Genomic DNA, 17,265 nt, shown 5'->3' with positions numbered 1-17,265 from the left:
CGAAGTCGACCGCGTCAGGCCTCCGCCGCCTCTTCCTTCCGCTTTTGCATCATGGCGTCGAAGCTGTCCCAGACGCCGGCGGCGCCGTGCCACGAGCCGCGGGTGGCGGCCTTGGAGTATTCGGTGGCGCGGGCCTCGAAGAAGTTGGCGTGCTCGACGCCGGACAGCATCGACTGCAGCCACGGCAGCGGGTTCTCCTTCGCCCCGTAGAGCTCCGGCAGGTGCAGCTGGCGCAGGCGCCAGTCGGCGATGAAGCGGATGTAGGCCTTGATGTCAGAGGGGGTCATGCCGCTGACCGGTCCCATCTCGAAGGCCAGGTCGATGAACTTGTCTTCCATGTCGACCACGGTGCGGCAGCATTCGACGATATCCTCCGCCACGGCCTTGGTCACCGCGCCGGTTTCCTTGTTGAAGGCGTGGTACAGCTTGATGATGCCCTCGCAGTGCAGGCTCTCGTCGCGCACCGACCACGAGACGATCTGGCCCATGCCCTTCATCTTGTTCTGCCGGGGGAAGTTCATCAGCATCGCGAACGAGGCGAACAGCTGCAGGCCTTCGGAGAAGCCGCCGAACATGGCCAGGGTGCGGGCGATGTCGCCATCGGTGTCGACGCCGAACTTGCCCATGAAGTCATGCTTGTCGCGCATGGCCTCGTATTCCATGAAGGCCCCGAACTCGCTCTCGGGCATGCCGATGGTCTCGAGCAGCAGGGCGTAGGCCGCGATGTGGATGGTCTCCATGTTGGCGAAGCTCGCCAGCATCATCTTGACCTCGGTCGGTTTGAACACCCGACCGTAGCGCTCCATGTAGTTGTCCTGGACCTCGATGTCGGCCTGGGTGAAGAAGCGGAAGATCTGCGTCAGCAGGTTGCGCTCGCTGTCGGTCAGATTGGCCGCCCAGTCCTTGCAGTCCTCGCCCAGCGGCACCTCCTCGGGCATCCAGTGGACCTGCTGCTGCTTCTTCCACATGTCGAACGCCCACGGATAGCGGAACGGCTTGTAGGCCGCCGAAGCGGTGAGCAGGCCGGGGGTCGAGGTCTGGATCGGGGCGTGCGCGTTCATCGAAGCAACTCTGTCGGCGAATCCGGAAGGTGAGGTTCACCATGCGGGCGAGAAGCCCCGGCGCCAAGCCGAAATGCGGCTATATTGCGATCACTTTTTGCGCGACCGCTAGATGTGGTAGGACCGCCGCAGACATCTGGGGAGAAGCTGGGGACGGAGCGGCAAGTTCAGTTTCGCCGATTCGCGGTGTCAACAGCACCAAAGCGCGCCACGCCCATTTCTCCTTCGGAACCGGATCAGGGGCGATATCGTCCCTCACGCGGGGCGATAGGGCACAGCTCCGTAACCCTGACTCAGGCCTAGATGCCGGCAAACCCATATGGTCATGGGCTCTTCGACCGCGAGCGCCACCAACGACCACCGGAGGGTCGCGGGGAAGCAATTCGGCACGCCTTGTGTCCGAAGGGCTGGGTCCGGGCCGACGGCCGCTTGCTGGCGATCCGGCAGAACACGACGCTCATCTCGCAGATCTGAATCCAGTTCGGGGGCGACCGGGTCAACACCCTCGCCTTGCCTGACCTGTGCGATCGCGCTCCGACGGGGGGCGAGCAACGACCCGTCCGTGGGAACCCGCGACGGCCGGACCCCCCGCGGTGCTGACCTCGCAGCTCCCGGCGCACACGCACGGCGCAACGCCGACCCCAACGCCGCCGTCTTCGAATTCGCCAACGGATGGCGATGAGGCCTCTATTCGGCCGGGACGCTGGTCTACGTCGTGTCGCGGCCGGATTAGACGGCGAGCAGACCTGTCGTCATGGCCCGCGAAGCCCCTCGTGACCCACTGTGCCGCAACCTTCTCGCGATGGGAGAAGGAATATCTACGCCGCCGCCTTCTGGCCGGCGAACGTGCCGTAGAAGGTCTCGCCCTTCGCGGCCATGTCACGCAGCAGCTGGGGGACCTTGAAGCGGTCGCCGTAGCGTTCGGCGTAGACGTCGGCCTGGGCGACGAATTCCTTCAGCCCCGTCTGGTCGATGAGGGTGATCGGGCCGCCGGTCCAGGGCGCGAAGCCCCAGGCGAGGATGGCTCCGACATCGGCCTCGCGCGGGTCGTCGATGACGCCCTCTTCCCAGCAGCGGGCCACCTCGACCGCCTGGCGGTAGAGCAGGCGGCGCTTCTGGTCCTCGACCAGCTCGGGCGTCGAGTCGTTGATCTTGACCAGGGCAAGGTCCGACAGACCCGACCACAGCTTTTTCGGTTTGGTTTCGTAGTCGTAGAAACCCTTGCCGTTCTTGCGGCCGTAGCGGCCGAGGTCCTCGACCATGGTCTGGACGATCTTCCATCCGGGCAGGGGCTCATAGGCGTCGCCGAGGTCTTCCTTCGTCTGTTTGGCGATCTTGACGCTGAGGTCCAGCGCCACGTCGTCGTGCATCTCCAGCGGCCCGCGCGGCATGCCGGTCATGCGGCCGATGTTGTCGATCAGGGCGGGGGCGTAGCCCTCCTCCAGCATCGCCAGGCCCTCGGCGACATAGGTGCCGAAGCAGCGCGAGGTGTAGAAGCCGCGGCCGTCGTTGACGACGATCGGGGTCTTCCTGATCTTCATCACGTAGTCGAGGCTCTTCGCGATCGCGGCCTCGCCGGTCTTTTCGCCGAGGATGATCTCGACCAGCATCATCTTGTCGACCGGCGAGAAGAAGTGGATGCCGATGAAGTCCTCGGGGCGGACCGAGGCCTCGGCCAGGCCGGTGATCGGCAGGGTCGAGGTGTTGGAGCCGAACACGGCGCCGGGCTCGAGTTGGGCCTCGGCGCGCCTGGTGACGTCGGCCTTGATCTCACGGTTCTCGAACACCGCCTCGATGACGAGGTCCGAGCCCTTGATCAGGTCGTAGTCGGTGGTGGCGGTGACCGAGGCGAGCAGGGCGTCGAACTTCGCCTGATCGATCTGGCCGCGCGAGAGGCGTTTCTTCAGCAGTTCCTCGACGTGGGCCTTGCCCTTGTCGGCGCTCTCCTGGTCGCGGTCGATGAGGATGGTTTCGATGCCGGCGAGGGCCTGCACATAGGCGATGCCGGCTCCCATCATGCCGGCGCCGAGGACGGTGACCTTCTTCGGATCCGACTTCGGCACGCCGGCCGGGCGGACGGCGCCCTTGTCGAGCTCCTGCTTCGACAGGAACAGCGAGCGGATCATGCCCTGGGCCTGGGGCGTCATCAGGGTCTTGATGAAGTAGCGGGTCTCGATGCGCAGGGCCGCGTCCATGGGCACCTGCGTGCCTTCGTAGACGGCCTTCATCAGGTTCAGCACGGCCGGATAGTTGCCGTAGCTCTGCTTGCGCAGCATGGCGTTGCCGACGAGGAAATTCTGGATGCCAGCCGGGTGGTAGGGGCCGCCGCCGGGCAGTTTGAACGACTTGTCGTCCCACGGCTGGACGGCCTTGCCGCCGCCCTTGATCCACGCCTTCGCGGCCTCGACCTCGCCGCCGACCGGCACGACCTCGTGGACGATGCCGGCGCCCTTCGCGTCGTTCGGGCGGAAGGATTTGCCTTCGCTCATGGCCATCATGGCCGCCTGGACGCCGATCAGGCGGGTCAGACGCTGCGTGCCGCCGCCGCCGGGGAAGAGGCCGACCTTGATCTCGGGCAGGCCCAGCTGGATCTTCGAGCTGTCGCCGGCGACGCGGTAGTGGCAGGCCAGCGTCAGTTCGAGACCGCCGCCGAGGGCGAGGCCGTTGATCGCCGCGGCCACGGGCTTGCCGCAGGTCTCCAGCGCGCGCAGGGCGCCGTTCAGCCGCCAGCCGGCGTCATAGGCGTCCTGCAGCGAACCGCCGGCCAGCATGCCGCCGGCCATGTCGCCGAGATCGGCGCCGGCACAGAAGCCGCTGGCCTTGCCCGAGGTCAGCACCGCGCCCATGATGGCGTCGTCGGTCCTGATGCGTTCGACCACCTGCGGGATCTCGGCCATGACGCCCGAGGTCAGGGTGTTCATCGACCGTCCGGGGACGTCGAAGGTGACCAGTGCGATGCCGTCGGCGTCGACGTCGATCTTGAAGTTTTCCATCTCAATCAGCTCCCGGATCAGACGCGTTCAATGACGGTGGCGGTGCCCATGCCGCCGCCGATGCACAGGGTGATCAGGGCGGTCGACTTGCCGGAGCGTTCCAGCTCGTCGAGGGCGATGCCGGTGATCATGGCGCCGGTGGCGCCGAGCGGGTGGCCCATGGAGATGCCGCCGCCGTTCACGTTCATCTTGTCGTGCGGGATGTCGAGCGCCTGCATGTAGCGCAGTACCACGGCGGCGAAGGCTTCGTTCAGCTCCCACACGTCGATGTCGGCGGTGGTCATGCCCAGCTTGCCGAGCAGCTTCCTGGTCACGAATTCGGGGCCGGTGAGCATGATCGAGGGCTCGGAGCCGATCGAGGCGGCGCCGACGATACGGGCGCGCGGCTTGAGACCCAGGGCCTGACCGGCTTCCAGCGAACCGATCAGCACCCCGGCCGAACCGTCGACGATGCCCGAGGAGTTGCCGGGCGTGTGGACGTGGTTGACCCGCTCGACCTCGGGGTAGCGCTGGTTGATGACGCTGTCGAAGGCCATCTCGCCCATCATGGCGAAGGAGGGGTTCAGCGAACCGAGGGTCTGCATGTCGGTGTTGGGACGGATGGTCTCGTCGCGGTCCAGCTGGACCAGACCGAGCTGGTTCTTCACCGGGACGACCGAATTCGAGAAGCGGCCGTCGGCCCAGGCGGCGGCGGCGCGCTTGTGGCTTTCCATCGAATAGGCGTCGACGTCGTCGCGGCTGAAGCCATATTTCGTGGCGATCATGTCGGCCGAGACGCCCTGGGGCACGAAATAGGTCGGGAAGGCGCTGGAGGGATCGACCGGCCAGGCGCCGCCGTCGGAGCCCATCGGCACGCGGCTCATGGCCTCGACGCCGCCGCCGACGGCGAAGTCGGCCTCGCCGGATTTCACCTTGGCCGCGGCCATGTTCACCGCCTCGAGGCCGGAGGCGCAGAAGCGGTTGATCTGGACGCCGGCGGTGGTCTGGGCCCAGCCCGCCGAAAGTACGGCGGTGCGGGCGATGTCGGCGCCGAGTTCGCCGACCGGGGTGACGCAGCCGAGGATGACGTCGTCGACCTTCGAAGTGTCGAGATCGTTGCGGTCGCGCAGGGCCTCCAGCACCTGGGTGGCCAGGCTAAGGCCGGTGATCTCGTGCAGGGAGCCGTCCTTCTTGCCCTTGCCTCGCGGCGTGCGGACCGCATCGTAGATGTAGGCGTCGGCCATGGGAGTCAGTCTCCAATAAGGACGGTTCGAAGCGTGAGGCTCAGAAAACCTACGTTTACGTCAACGTCAAGTTTTTTCGCCGCGCTCCGCATCGGCGCCATCATGAGCGAACGACTCGCAGGTCGCGCAATGTCGGGAACGTGACGCCGGCGAGCGTCTTACACCGGCAACGCCACAACCCCGCAGGAGGAATCCCCATGGCCCAGAGCTACGAAGAGATGGACGCGATCGCGATGCTGAAGGCCGATCACCGCAGGGTGGAGGCGCTGTTCGAGAAGTTCGAGCAGACCAACGGCAAGGCCACCCGGCAGCGGCTGGCCGAGCAGATCTGCCTCGAGCTGAAGGTCCACACGGCGATCGAGGAGGAGATCTTTTATCCGGCCTGCCGCGGCAAGATCGAGGACGACCTGGTCAACGAGGCCTATGTCGAGCACGACAGCGCCAAGCTGCTGATCAACGAGATCGAGGCGGGCGGTCCGGAGGAGGACTTCTACGACGCCAAGGTCAAGGTGCTGTCCGAAATGATCGAGCACCACGTCGAGGAGGAGGAGAAGCGGTCCGAGGGCATGTTCAGCCAGGCCCGCGCGGCCGGTCTGGACATGGATCTGCTGGCCGACCAGATGCGGGCCCGCAAGGCGACGGCGATGGAGGAATTCCAGGCCGGCAAGCCCGCGGAGACCCGCACCATGGAGGGCGACGACGTCGAGAGCGCCCTGACCGACCAGCCGTTCGGCGACGGGGCCAGCGCGCGCTGAGTCGCCCATGATCCCGATCAGAATGGCCGTGGGGGCGGCGACCCTGTGCCTGATGGCCGGGGCCGCCGGATGCGCCGCCTCGCCGGGACCGTATGTCGTGCCGGCGCCGCCCCAGGCGCGCGCGGTGCTGCCGATCGCCCCGCCGCGCACGACCTCGCCCTCGAGCGAGATCGAGAGCCGGTTGCTGGCCGCGCACAACGCCGAACGGGCCCGGGTGGGCGTTCGTCCGCTGCGCTGGGCGGACTCGCTGGAGGCGGAGGCGCGGGTCTGGGCGCGCACCCTGATCGACAGCAATCGCTTCGAGCACGATCCGGCGGCGCACGGCCACGGCGAGAACCTGTGGATGGGATGGGGCGGCCGCCAGTTCACGCCCGAGGACATGATCGGCGACTGGACGGCCGAGAAGGCCAACTACCGGCACGCCCCGTTCCCGAACGTCAGCCGGACGCCGAACTGGAGCGACGTCGGCCACTACACCCAGCTGGTCTGGCGCGACACGACCCACGTCGGCTGCGCGGTCGAGACGCGCGGCGACCGCTCGGTCCTGGCCTGCCGCTATGCGCCGCCGGGAAATATCGACGGGCGGATGGCGTATTAGGGGCCAGGGCTGGGGGCGGTGGGGTCGTTGCGGCGGGAGATCCCTTGAAAATCGCCCAGCGCCGGCCTGATCCCTGTCCTGAATTCCCGGCCCCTGGCCCTAGCCCACGTAGCCCGCCTGCATCAGTTCGGCGATGTGGACGATGGCGACGGGGCGCTCGTCCTGGACGACCAGCAGGGTGGCGATCTTGTTCTGGGTCATCAGGTCGATGGCGTCGCTCATGCGCGCGTCGGGGCCGATGACCTTGGGGCGCGGGCTCATCACGTCGGCGGCGGTCAGGCCGGCCAGGTCGCCGCGCGAGAAGGCGCGGCGGACGTCGCCGTCGGTGACGATGCCGGCGAGGGTTCCGTCCGCACCGATGACGGCCGTGGCCCCCTTGCGGCCCTCGGTGATGGCGGAGACCACCTCGGCGAAGGTCGCGGACAGCGGCACGGTGGCGGGGGCGGGGGGACGGTCGCCCATCCAGTCGCGCACGCTCTGCAGGCTCATCCCCAGCTTGCCGCCGGGGTGATGCAGGCCGAAGTCCTCGGCGGTGAAGCCGCGGCGGTCCATCAGCACCATGGCCAGGGCGTCGCCCATGGCCAGGGTCATCAGGGTCGAGGTGGTCGGCGCAAGGCCGTTGGGACAGGCCTCGGCCACCTGGGGCAGGGTCAGGCAGACGGCGGACGAGCGGCCGAGGAAGCTGTTGGGGCGCTGGGTGATCCCGATCACCGGAATGCCCTCGCGCTGGCAGAAGATCAGCGGATCGCGCAATTCGCGGCTCTCGCCCGAGTTGGAGATGGCGAGAAGGGTGACGTCGCGACGGAGCATGCCGAGGTCGCCGTGGCTCATCTCGGCCGGGTGGACGAAGAAGGCGTTGGTCCCGGTCGAGGCCAGGGTGGCGGCGATCTTGCCGCCGATGTGACCCGACTTGCCCATCCCGGTGACGACGACATAGCCGGGGCGGGACAGGATGACGTCGCAGGCACGGCCGAGGCTGTCGTCGAGCCCGGCTTCCAGCGCCTGCAGAGCCTCGACGTTCAGCCGGATGACCTCGCGGGCGCGGGCCGTCATGGCGGCGGGATCGGCGGACAGGACGGGTTTTGCGGCGTCGCTCATTTCCGCGATGTGGCGCATCGGGAGGAGATTCACAATCGCCCCCTGTCGTGTCGGAGAATGCTGCAACGCGAGAAAATGCACGGGCGGGCTCAACCTTTGCCGCACGGCTGCGTTAGAAGGGGCCATGCAGAGTTCAAACCTGATCACCGACGGCGCGCCCGCGCCGGTCGAGGCCGTTTCACATCTGCCGCCGCCGCCGATCCGTCTTCCCCGCCCCGCCCTGTTTCTCGACCTGGACGGCGTGCTTGCGCCGCTGGCCGAGACCCCCGACGCCGTCGTGCCCCATCCGGAGCGGACGGCGACACTGCGCGCAGTGGCCGACCGGCTGGACGGCAGGGTCGCGATCGTCAGCGGCCGGACCATCGCCGAGATCGACCGCATCGCCGAGGCGGCGGCCGCCTCGGCCTCGGGCGTGCACGGGCTGGAACGACGGCGGGCCGATGGCTCCCTGCACCGGGCCGAGGCCGCGCCTGCGGTGCGGGAGGCGGTGGCCGCCTTCGAAGACTTCGCCCGCACACGCCCCGGGGTCATTGTCGAGGACAAGGCGGTGTCGGCCGGGCTGCACTTCCGCGGCGCACAGGCCGAAGCGGACCCCGCCATGGCGCTGGCGCGGCGGCTGGCCGAGCGGACCGGCCTGACGCTGCAGGCCGGAAACCTCGTGGTCGAGCTGAAGACGCCGGGAACCAGCAAGGGTACAGCCCTGACCGATTTCATGCAGGAGCCTCCCTTCGCCGGAGCCGTTCCGGTCATGCTGGGCGACGACCTGACGGACGAGGACGGCTTCCGCGCCGCCGCCGCCCTGGGCGGCTTCGGCGTGCTGGTGGGCCCGGTCCGGGAGAGCGCCGCCCGCTATGGCCTGCCCGACGTCGCGGCCGTTCTGGCGTGGCTGAACGCCGTCGAGGAGAGCGCATGACCGCCAATCTGGACCTCGCCCCGATCGGCAACTGTTCGATCAGCGCCCTGATCGACCGCGGCGGCCGCTACGTCTGGGCCTGTGCGCCGAGGGTGGACGGCGACCCTGTCTTCTCGGCCCTGATGGACGGCGACGATCCCGGTCACGGCTTCTGGGACATCCAGCTGGAGGGACAGGCCACGGTCGCCCAGGCCTATGTCCGCAACACGCCCGTGTTGAGAACGGTGCTGACGGCGGAGGACGGCGCGTCAGTGGAGGTCATCGACTTCGCGCCGCGCCACCCGAAGCACAGCCGCACCTACCGCCCGCTCGCCTTCGCCCGCGTGGTGCGCCCGCTGTCGGGTTCGCCCCGCATCAAGGTCCGGCTGCGGCCCTCGGCCGACTGGGGTTCGCGGCCGGCGGAGCGGACCAGCGGGTCGAACCACATCCGCTACCTGTGCACCGACGTGACCTTCCGGCTGACCACCGACTGCCCGGTGTCGCACATCCTCAACGAGCGGGTGTTCCGGCTGGAACGGCCGCACGCCTTCTTCTTCGGCCCGGACGAGGGCTACGACCAGGACGTCGGACCGGGCGTCTCCGCGGCCCTGGACCGGACCATCGCCTATTGGCAGGACTGGGTGCGGACGCTCTACCTGCCGCTCGACTGGCAGGAGGCGGTGATCCGCGCCGCCATCACCCTGAAGCTCTGCGCCTACGAGGAGACCGGCGCGATCGTGGCGGCCCTGACCACCTCGGTGCCCGAGTTCCCCGAGAGCGGGCGCAACTGGGATTACCGCTACTGCTGGATCCGCGACGCCTACTATGTGGTGCGGGCGCTGAACCGGCTGGGCGCCGTCGATATCCTCGAGAACTATCTCGGCTATCTGCGCAACCTCGTCGACAACTCGGCGGGCGGCCACGTCCAGCCGGTCTACGGCGTGGGGCTGGAGCCGGGCATCGGCGAGCGGATCATCGAGAGCGTCGAGGGTTATCGCGGCATGAAGCCGGTGCGCATCGGCAACCAGGCCCACGAACACCTGCAGCACGACGTCTATGGCCAGATTGTCCTGCCGCTGGTGCAGGCCTTCTACGATCAGCGGCTGCTGAGGCCGGGCACGATCGACGACTTCTACGCGCTGGAGAAGGTCGGCGAGCGCGCCTTCGCGATGCACGACCAGGTCGACGCCGGCCTGTGGGAGTTCCGCACCATCGCGCGGGTGCACACCTATTCCTCCGTGATGTGCTGGGCCGCCTGCGACCGTCTGGCCAAGGCCGCGGATCACCTCGCCCTCCCCGATCGGGCGGTCCTGTGGCGCGAACGCGCAACCGTCATCCGGGACCGGATCGAGGCGGAGGCCTATCTGCCGGACGAGGGGCGGTTCGCCGCCAGCTTCGGCAACCGCGAGCTCGACGCCTCGCTGCTGCAGCTCACCGACCTCGGCTTCCTCGATCCGCTGGACCCGCGCCAGGTCAAGACCTTCGAGGCCATCGAGCGCGACCTGAAGAAGGGTCCGTATCTGTTCCGCTATGTCGAGGCGGACGACTTCGGCGAGCCGGAGACGGCGTTCAACTTCTGCACCTTCTGGTTCATCGAGGCCCTGCACCAGAACGGCCGCATCCAGGAGGCGCGGGAGATCTTCGAGGAGATGCTGAGCCGGCGGACCCACGCCGGCCTGCTGTCGGAGGACATCTCGCTGGGCGACAATGAACTGTGGGGCAACTATCCGCAGACCTATTCGCTGGTCGGCATCATCAATTGCGCCGTGCTGCTGAGCCGGTCGTGGACGGACGCGCGATGAGCGATTTCACGACACTGGGTCGGGACCCGGCGGCGCTCGCGGGCGTTTCAGCGCCATGAGCCGTTTGATCGTTGTTTCCAATCGCGTTTCCGCGCCCAAGGATCCGGCGGCCGGGTCGGCGGGCGGTCTGGCCATGGCCCTGTCCGCGGCGCTGCGGAAATACGACGGCCTGTGGTTCGGCTGGTCCGGCGAGACGGTGGAGACCTTCGTGCCGGAGGCCAAGATCGAGGACCGGGCGGGCGTCACGGTCGCCCTGGTCGACCTGGAGGCGCAGGATGTCGAGGAATATTACAACGGCTACGCCAACAAGACGCTGTGGCCGCTATTCCACCACAGGGTCGATCTGACCGCCTACGAGCGGTCGTACGGCGAAGGCTATGAACGCACCAACGCCCGCTTCGCCGAGGTGCTGGCGCCCTTGATCCAGCCGGACGACCTGATCTGGATCCACGACTACCACATGATCCCGCTGGCCCGGGACCTGAGGCGGCTGGGGGTGAAGAACCGGATCGGCTTTTTCCTGCACACCCCGTGGCCTGCGCGGCAGTTGCTGGTCACCCTGCCCCACCACCGGCGGTTGGTGGAGTCGATGTTCGACTACGACCTGATCGGCTTCCAGACCCGCGAATGGATGGATCTGTTCCGCGACTATGTCGCGTCGGAGCCGAGCGTGAACGGCCGGCTGCTGCCCAACGACGCGCTCGAGGCGTTCGGCAAGACCGTGCAGGCGGGTGTCTTCCCCATCGGCATCGACGTCGACGCTTTCCTGTCGGCGCGCAATTCGACCTTCGGAGCCCGCACCTACGACCGGATGGCGGCTTCGGCGGCGTTCCGCTCGATGATGGTCGGCGTCGACCGGCTGGACTATTCCAAGGGGCTGGAGGAGCGGCTGCTGGGCTACGAGCAGTTCCTCGCCGACAATCCGGAAATGCGGGGCGAGGTGTTCCTGCTGCAGGTCACGCCGATCAGCCGCGACGACGTCGACACCTACCAGGACATCCGGGCCCGCCTCGACGCCCTCGCCGGCCGGATCAACGGCGAATACGCCGACATGGACTGGCAGCCGATCCGCTATCTGAACCGCACCTATCGCCGGGACCAGCTGGCCGGAATCTATCGGGCGGCGAAAGTGGGGCTGGTTACGCCGCTGCGCGACGGCATGAACCTGGTCGCCAAGGAATATGTCGCGGCCCAGAATCCGGACGACCCCGGGGTGCTGGTGCTGTCGCGCTTCGCCGGGGCGGCCGAGCAGATGGGCGAGGCCCTGCTGGTCAATCCGTTCAGCCGCGAGGAGCTTTCCGACGCCATCAAACGGGCCCTGACCATGCCGCTGGCAGAGCGCAAGCGGAAGTGGGAATGCCTGATGCAGGTCGTGCACGACACCGACGTCGGCATATGGCGCAACGACTTCGTCGCCTCCCTGCGCGCGGTGGTGAAGCCGGTGGACGGCGACGCCGGGGCCGCCGTCCACGCGGCCTGACCTGGATCAGGCGACCTGCGACAGCACGGGCGGCGTACCGTCCCGGGCCGTCGCCACGGCGTTGGCGGGGCGGTCCAGTATCCGCTCCAGCCAGGCGTCGAGCACGGCGCTGGCGGGGACATGGTCGCGAGCCCAGGCCAGGGCGCTGCCGGCCATGACGTCGACGGCGGTGAACCGCTGTCCCATCAGATAGGGGCCGCGTTCGAGCGCTCCGAACAGACGGACCACCACCGCGTCGTAGCGGGCCTGGAGGGCGGGGTCGCCCTCGGTCGCGCCGCTGATCTTCGCCCAGAACGCAGGCTCCATCTCCCCGGCGATCCAGGCCAGCCATGTCAGGTAGGCCCCGCGTTCGGGCGAGCCGACGGGCGCGCCCAGACCGGCGCCGGGGAACAGGTCCGTCACATACAGCGCCACGGCGGCGGATTCGGTGACCAGTACGTCCTCGTGCAGCAGGGCCGGGACCTTGCCGTCCGGGTGGGGATTGCGCGCGTCGCGGGCCCCGCTGCCGTCGCCCCGGACAATGTCGCAGTAGCAGATGTCGTACGGGGCGCCGGCCTCCTCGAGCAGCCAGAGCAGTCGCGAGGATCTCGACCAGGGAGCGTGGAACAGGGTCAACATGGTTTTCGCCTCCGGAACTCGCGGCCCCTCGCCGCCGATGGCGATTGACTACTGCCACCCTGCCGCCACCATGCTGTCAGCAGGCGTACACGAGAGTGGCGGAATGAGACGCGCGGACCGGCTGTTCCAGATCATCCAGGTGCTGCGGCGCTCGTCGAAGCCGCTGACGGCGGAGGCGATCGCGGCCGAGCTGGAGACGTCGAAGCGGACCATCTACCGGGATATCGCCACCCTGATGGGCCAGCGGGTCCCGATCCGCGGCGAGGCGGGTCTCGGCTACGTCCTGGAAGGCGGCTTCGATCTGCCGCCGCTGATGCTGACCTCCGACGAGATCGAGGCGGCGGTGCTGGGGGCACAGTGGGTGGCGGGCCGGGCCGATCCCGCCCTGGCGCGGGCGGCGCGCGATCTGGTGGCCAAGATCGCGGCTACAGTGCCGGAGCGGCTGCGGCCGGTGGTGCTGGAGCCGGCCGTGGCCAGCGCGCCGGTGTGGCAGCCGCGCCAGGACGAGGTGCTGGATATGGCCCGGGTGCGGGCTTCGATCCACGCCGGGCGCAAGCTGGGCCTGTGGTATCGCGACGAACAGGAGCGCGAGAGCCGGCGCGTCATCTGGCCGTTCCTGATCGGCTATCGTGAGACGACCCGGCTGCTGGTCGGCTGGTGCGAGTTGCGCGGCGACTTCCGCACCTTCCGCACCGACAGGGTCGTGGAGGCGGAGTTCCTCGAGGAGCGCTATCCCGGCCGACCCGCCGTGCTGCGCGCGCGCTGGCAGGCGGCCAAGGAGGCGGAGTGGAAGGCCCGCGGCTGCGACGGGCCGCCGCCCCGGCCTCAGTAGATTTCGAACAGGCCCGCAGCCCCCATCCCGCCGCCGACGCACATGGTGACGACGCCGTATTTCGCGCCGCGCCGCTTGCCCTCGATCAGGACATGCCCCGTCATCCGGGCGCCCGACATGCCGTAGGGATGGCCGATGGAGATCGCGCCGCCAGAGACGTTGAGGCGGTCGTCGGGAATGCCGAGACGGTCGCGGCAGTAGATCACCTGCACGGCGAAGGCCTCGTTCAGCTCCCAGATGCCGATGTCGTCGACCGTCAGGCCGTGGCGCTCAAGCAGGCGTGGCACGGCGAAGACGGGGCCGATGCCCATTTCGTCCGGCTCGCAGCCGGCCACGGCCATGCCGCGGAAGGCGCCGAGGGGCTGCAGGCCGCGCCTTTCCGCCTCCACGGCCTCCATTATGACGCTGGCCGAGGCGCCGTCGGACAGCTGCGAGGCGTTGCCGGCGGTGATGCAGACGCCCTGGCCGATCTCCTCGCCGCCGCTGAACACGGGCTTGAGCGACGACAGGCCCTCCAGCGTGGTGTCGGGCCGGTTGCCCTCGTCCATCGAGAGGGTGATCTCCTTGGCCGAGGCCTGCCCCGTCGCCTTGTCGACCACCTGCATGGTCGTGGTCATGGGCGCGATCTCGGCGTTCAGGCGACCGGCGGCCTGGGCCTCGGCGGTGCGCTGCTGGGAGCGCAGGGCGTATTCGTCCTGCGCCTCGCGGCTGATGCCGTAACGGGCGGCGACGACCTCGGCCGTCTCGAGCATCGACATATAGATGTGCGGGACGCGCTCCATCAGGGCGGGATCGCGGAGGCGGTAGAGATTCATGTTCTGGTTCTGGACCAGCGAGATCGATTCAAGGCCGCCGCCCACGGCGACGGCCTGGCGGTCGTGGACGACCTGTTTCGCCGCCGTGGCGATGGCCATCAGGCCCGAGGCGCACTGCCGGTCGAGACTCATGCCGGCCGTGGTCACCGGCAGTCCGGCCGCCAGCGCCGCCTGGCGGGCGATGTTGGTGCCGGTCGAACCCTGTTGCAGGGCCGCGCCCATGACCACGTCCTCGATCTCGGCCGGATCGAGGCCCGAGCGGGCCACCGCGTGACGGATGGCGTGGCCGCCGAGCTGCTGCGCCTGGGTGTCGTTGAAGGCGCCGCGGTAGGCGCGGCCGATCGGGGTCCGGGCCGTGGATACGATGACGGCTTCACGCATGGGAATCTCCAGATGTTCGACGGCAGGTTAGCGTCCTGCCGCCACGTCAACGCAAGGGTCAAGCCTTGTGTGCGGCCTGGGCCTTGGTCAGTTCGGTGAAGCCCTGGGCCGCGCCCATCTCCGGCACGATCTCACCCGCCCTGTCGGAGATCTCCGCGAACCGGGCCGCCACCTGCTCCGGAGCGTCCTCGCCGGCGATCCAGGCGCCCTGGGTCAGGGTGACGTAAGCCCGTTCGAACCCCCCAGCCCCGGCGGCGAGTATGCACCGGCTGGGTGCATCCTCGCTGACGAGATGAAGCAGGCCCGGCGTGACCATCTCGGGCCCCAGCAGCTCCAGCGGCAGCCGGGCGCCGAGGTCCTCGGTCATGCGGGTGTGGGCGGTCGGAGCGAGGCAGTTGACGCGGATGTCGTTCTTCGCCCCCTCGATCGACAGGGTTTGCATCAGGCCGACCAGGGCCATCTTGGCCGCGCCATAGTTCGACTGGCCGAAATTGCCGTACAGCCCCGACGACGACGTCGTCATCACGATCCGGCCGTAGTTCGCCTCGCGCATGATGTCCCATACCGCCTTGGTGCAGTTGACCGCGCCCATGAGGTGGACATCGACGACAAAGGCGAAATCCTGCAGATCCATCTTGGCGAAGGTCTTGTCGCGCAGGACGCCGGCGTTGTTCACCAGAATGTCGATCCGCCCCCAACGGGCCATGGCGGCGTCGACCATGGCCTGGACGGCCGGGTAGTCGGTCACCGAAGCGGCGTTGGCCATGGCCTCTCCGCCCAGGGCCTCGATCTCGGCGACCACGGCCTCCGCGGCCGTCGCTGAGCCGCCCGAACCATCCCGCGCGCCGCCGAGATCGTTGACGACGACCCGCGCCCCCCGCCGTGCCAGCGCAAGGGCGTGTTCCCGCCCCAGCCCCCCGCCGGCTCCCGTCACGATCGCCACGCGGCCGTCGAACCTGATCGCCATCCATCTGCTCCGTTGATGCGTTGCAGTCTCCTAGCAGGCGTCCCGGCTTGAATCAGCCCCGGCGAAATGTGTTGGAATGGCGCCACAGTCGCCGCATTCCGAGCGAAAACGAGGAACCGGAACCGTACATTGCCGTTCGGCTCCGGAGCGTCCCGTGTAAAGCGTGGGCATTCGGGCAACCTTGAGTGTGAGGGATATCATGAAGGTGAAGCTATTAGCTGGCGTCGCAATGGCGGGGCTGTTCGCAGCCGGCGCTGCGGCTGCCGAGCCGAACGGCTGGTACGGCGCGATTGACGCCGGCTGGAATACGCCGGAGGTCGAAACCAACCGTTCGATCGACGAGATCGAGGTCGATGATGACTGGGCAGGTTTCGCCCGTCTCGGCTATCGGTTCACGCCCAACTGGCGCGTGGAGCTCGAGGGCGGCTATCGCCATGGCGACATCGGCGAAATGACGCGAAGCGGCACGCCCGGAATCTGCAACACGGTCCCGGCCATCGGCCCCTGTGAAAACCCCGATGGAGAAATCCAGGCCACCACCCTGATGGCCAATGTCATCTATGACTTCGGCAACGCCGAATCGTCATTGCGTCCGTTCGTTGGACTGGGCGCGGGCGTCAATCGGGTCAACACGGAGTTCCTTGGCACGTTGGCGAGCAACCGGGCGATCGCCGTCGGCGCTGACGACAGCTCGACCAAGCTGGCGGCGCAAGCCATCGCCGGTCTGGCCTGGGCGATGTCGGACCGGCTCCACATGGACCTGACCTACCGCTATCTGATGTCGAACATGGAGTTCGAGACGTTCGATTCGGCCCCGGCGAGCGATATCGGCCCGTTCGAAGGTCGCTATACGAGCCACAGCATCAGCCTGGGCCTGCGCTATGCGTTCGGCGCCGACGAGCCGGCCTATGTGCCGCCGCCGCCCCCGCCGCCGCCTCCGCCCCCGCCGCCCCCGCCGCCGCCTCCCCCGCCGCCGCCGCCGCCTCCGGCTCCGGTCGCGCGTGAGTTCGTGGTCTACTTCGACTGGGATCGTTCGGACCTCACGGCCGAGGCCCGCTCGGTGGTCACCCAGGCGGCCAACTACGCCAAGTCCGGCCGTCCGACCCGCATCCTGGTCGTCGGCCACGCCGACACCTCGGGTTCGGCCGCCTACAACGTCGGCCTGTCCAACCGCCGCGCCCGCACCGTTGCGGACGCGCTGGTCGCCCAGGGCGTCAACGGCGGCGTGATCTCGCTCGACGGCAAGGGCGAAACCCAGCTGGCCCGCCCGACCGCCGACGGCGTTCGCGAGCCTCTGAACCGCCGCGCCACCATCGGCATCAACTTCTAGGTTGATGACGACGCCGCCCCCGGCCCTCGGGTCGGGAATGGACGGCACGAAAGACAGAGCCGCCGGTCCCTCACGGGGCCGGCGGTTTTGCTTTGGGCGAAGACGGGCGCGCGCGGGGTGGCCAAAGCGCGGTCCGGCCGCTATCTCCCGCCGACAGTTGAAGGGGGCGAACCCGCATGCGCGTCGCAATGATCGGAACCGGCTATGTGGGCCTGGTCTCAGGGGCCTGTTTCGCCGACTTCGGCCACCACGTGACCTGCGTCGACAAGGATCCGTCCGAGATCGAGCGGCTGGAGCGGGGCGAAATCCCGATCTTCGAACCCGGTCTCGACGACCTGGTCGCCGCCAATGTGCGCGACGGGCGGCTGTCCTTCGCCCTGGACGGCGCCGAGGCCATCCGCTCGGCCGACGCGGTGTTCA

14 protein-coding genes and 1 pseudogene are annotated in these 17,265 nt (G+C 68.4%); 8 read left to right on the top strand and 7 right to left on the bottom strand.

The window, feature by feature from the left end; translation table 11 throughout:
* Positions 1 to 14: 14 nt before the first annotated feature.
* The 3 genes from VEA62_RS12560 to VEA62_RS12550 all read right to left on the bottom strand — a co-directional run bounded on the left by VEA62_RS12560 (position 15) and on the right by VEA62_RS12550 (position 5,277).
* The gene (locus tag VEA62_RS12560) at positions 15 to 1,061 is read right to left on the bottom strand and encodes a ribonucleotide-diphosphate reductase subunit beta (RefSeq protein WP_324822222.1); all 1,047 of its coding nucleotides are present in this window, start codon (positions 1,059 to 1,061) and stop codon (positions 15 to 17) included.
* Between the two features lie 818 nt (positions 1,062 to 1,879).
* Complete coding sequence (locus VEA62_RS12555; RefSeq protein WP_324822219.1) at positions 1,880 to 4,054, bottom strand: 3-hydroxyacyl-CoA dehydrogenase NAD-binding domain-containing protein; 2,175 nt, start codon at positions 4,052 to 4,054, stop codon at positions 1,880 to 1,882.
* A 17-nt stretch (positions 4,055 to 4,071) separates the two neighbouring features.
* Positions 4,072 to 5,277 carry an acetyl-CoA C-acetyltransferase gene (locus VEA62_RS12550; protein ID WP_324822216.1) on the bottom strand — a complete coding sequence of 402 codons (1,206 nt, stop codon included), beginning with the start codon at positions 5,275 to 5,277 and terminating at the stop codon, positions 4,072 to 4,074.
* Positions 5,278 to 5,474: 197 nt separating this feature from the next.
* On the opposite strand from VEA62_RS12550, the gene VEA62_RS12545 reads away from it, so the two are divergent.
* Positions 5,475 to 6,032, top strand: coding sequence for a hemerythrin domain-containing protein (locus tag VEA62_RS12545; RefSeq protein WP_324822212.1), 558 nt, complete (start codon positions 5,475 to 5,477; stop codon positions 6,030 to 6,032).
* A 7-nt stretch (positions 6,033 to 6,039) separates the two neighbouring features.
* Entirely contained in the window at positions 6,040 to 6,630 is a 591-nt protein-coding gene (locus tag VEA62_RS12540; RefSeq protein ID WP_324822209.1) for a CAP domain-containing protein, read from the top strand.
* A gap of 99 nt (positions 6,631 to 6,729) precedes the next feature.
* Here VEA62_RS12540 and VEA62_RS12535 read toward each other — a convergent pair whose 3' ends face one another.
* The gene (locus VEA62_RS12535; RefSeq protein ID WP_324822206.1) at positions 6,730 to 7,728 is read right to left on the bottom strand and encodes a KpsF/GutQ family sugar-phosphate isomerase; all 999 of its coding nucleotides are present in this window, start codon (positions 7,726 to 7,728) and stop codon (positions 6,730 to 6,732) included.
* 124 nt (positions 7,729 to 7,852) lie between these two features.
* Here VEA62_RS12535 and otsB point away from each other — a divergent pair, with 124 nt between their 5' ends.
* The 3 genes from otsB to VEA62_RS12520 are packed head-to-tail and all read left to right on the top strand — an operon-like array spanning position 7,853 to position 11,902.
* Positions 7,853 to 8,641 carry a trehalose-phosphatase gene (gene otsB, locus VEA62_RS12530; RefSeq protein WP_324822203.1) on the top strand — a complete coding sequence of 263 codons (789 nt, stop codon included), beginning with the start codon at positions 7,853 to 7,855 and terminating at the stop codon, positions 8,639 to 8,641.
* Positions 8,638 to 10,422: a glycoside hydrolase family 15 protein gene (locus VEA62_RS12525; RefSeq protein ID WP_324822199.1), complete on the top strand. Its 1,785-nt coding sequence runs from the start codon at positions 8,638 to 8,640 to the stop codon at positions 10,420 to 10,422. The genes otsB and VEA62_RS12525 overlap by 4 nt, the downstream gene beginning before the upstream one ends.
* Before the next feature lie 55 nt (positions 10,423 to 10,477).
* Positions 10,478 to 11,902 carry an alpha,alpha-trehalose-phosphate synthase (UDP-forming) gene (locus VEA62_RS12520; RefSeq protein WP_324822196.1) on the top strand — a complete coding sequence of 475 codons (1,425 nt, stop codon included), beginning with the start codon at positions 10,478 to 10,480 and terminating at the stop codon, positions 11,900 to 11,902.
* Between the two features lie 6 nt (positions 11,903 to 11,908).
* On the opposite strand, the gene VEA62_RS12515 is transcribed toward VEA62_RS12520, so the two are convergent.
* Positions 11,909 to 12,520 carry a glutathione S-transferase family protein gene (locus tag VEA62_RS12515; protein ID WP_324822192.1) on the bottom strand — a complete coding sequence of 204 codons (612 nt, stop codon included), beginning with the start codon at positions 12,518 to 12,520 and terminating at the stop codon, positions 11,909 to 11,911.
* A gap of 103 nt (positions 12,521 to 12,623) precedes the next feature.
* Here VEA62_RS12515 and VEA62_RS12510 point away from each other — a divergent pair, with 103 nt between their 5' ends.
* Positions 12,624 to 13,352 carry a YafY family protein gene (locus VEA62_RS12510; RefSeq protein WP_324822189.1) on the top strand — a complete coding sequence of 243 codons (729 nt, stop codon included), beginning with the start codon at positions 12,624 to 12,626 and terminating at the stop codon, positions 13,350 to 13,352.
* Here VEA62_RS12510 and VEA62_RS12505 read toward each other — a convergent pair.
* Entirely contained in the window at positions 13,346 to 14,548 is a 1,203-nt protein-coding gene (locus tag VEA62_RS12505; protein ID WP_324822186.1) for an acetyl-CoA C-acyltransferase, read from the bottom strand. The two genes, VEA62_RS12510 and VEA62_RS12505, sit on opposite strands and share 7 nt — an antisense overlap.
* Before the next feature lie 58 nt (positions 14,549 to 14,606).
* Positions 14,607 to 15,515 (bottom strand): SDR family NAD(P)-dependent oxidoreductase, encoded by a 909-nt coding sequence (locus VEA62_RS12500; RefSeq protein WP_324822183.1) that lies wholly within the window; start codon positions 15,513 to 15,515, stop codon positions 14,607 to 14,609.
* 199 nt (positions 15,516 to 15,714) lie between these two features.
* On the opposite strand from VEA62_RS12500, the gene VEA62_RS12495 reads away from it, so the two are divergent.
* Both VEA62_RS12495 and VEA62_RS12490 read left to right on the top strand, forming a co-directional pair.
* Positions 15,715 to 16,845 (top strand): outer membrane beta-barrel protein, encoded by a 1,131-nt coding sequence (locus VEA62_RS12495; protein WP_324822180.1) that lies wholly within the window; start codon positions 15,715 to 15,717, stop codon positions 16,843 to 16,845.
* A gap of 176 nt (positions 16,846 to 17,021) precedes the next feature.
* A pseudogene (locus VEA62_RS12490) lies at positions 17,022 to 17,265 on the top strand (NAD-binding protein); the annotation flags it as partial.

The sequence above is a fragment of the Brevundimonas sp. genome (assembly GCF_035627475.1).
Lineage (GTDB): Bacteria > Pseudomonadota > Alphaproteobacteria > Caulobacterales > Caulobacteraceae > Brevundimonas.
This window is presented reverse-complemented; position numbering and strand designations above follow the sequence as displayed.